The sequence below is a fragment of the Pseudomonas brassicacearum genome (genome assembly GCF_003732265.1).
In the GTDB taxonomy this organism is placed as follows: Bacteria; Pseudomonadota; Gammaproteobacteria; order Pseudomonadales; family Pseudomonadaceae; genus Aquipseudomonas; species Aquipseudomonas brassicacearum_D.
In genome coordinates this window covers 1-548 of the sequence record NZ_MOBK01000104.1, presented here as the reverse complement: position 1 = coordinate 548, position 548 = coordinate 1, and the positions used below count along the sequence as shown (strand labels likewise).

The 548-nt window shown below is 64.2% G+C and carries 1 protein-coding gene; it reads left to right on the top strand.

Translation table 11 applies throughout. The features are described from left to right. Positions 1-548 (top strand): winged helix-turn-helix domain-containing protein (locus tag BK660_RS30260; protein WP_148057488.1); only part of this gene is annotated, 548 nt, incomplete at both ends.

Genomic DNA, 548 nt, shown 5'->3' with positions numbered 1-548 from the left:
TTACGTCTGGGCCGACGGGCAATGGACATCCTCCTGATTCTGCTGGCCCACGCCGGCGAAGTGGTGAGCAAGCAGCAATTGATGGCCGGAGTCTGGCCGGACAGCGTGGTCGAAGACATCAACTTGCGTGTGCACATGGCGGCACTGCGCAAAGCCCTCGGTGACGGTCAGGCCGGCCAGCGTTACATCATCACCGTGGCGCAACGGGGCTACAGTTTTGTCGCGCCAGTGTTGCTGGAATCCATGGAGGAGCGTCCTGTGGGCGATGTTGGCGGTCGGCACAACCTGCCCTTGCGGCGCACGCGGATGATCGGCCGCCAGCCACTGGTCGACAGCTTGATGACGCAGTTGCCGCGCCAACGCTGCATCACCCTGGTCGGCCCCGGCGGGATCGGCAAGACCACGGTAGCCTTGCGTGTGGCCGAGCAGTTGATCGGGCATTACCGCGATGGCATTCGTCTGGTGGACCTGGCACCGCTGAGCGATCCCCGGCTGATCTGTTCACACCTGGCCGCCCTGCTTGATCTGGCGCTCCTCGAAGGCGATCC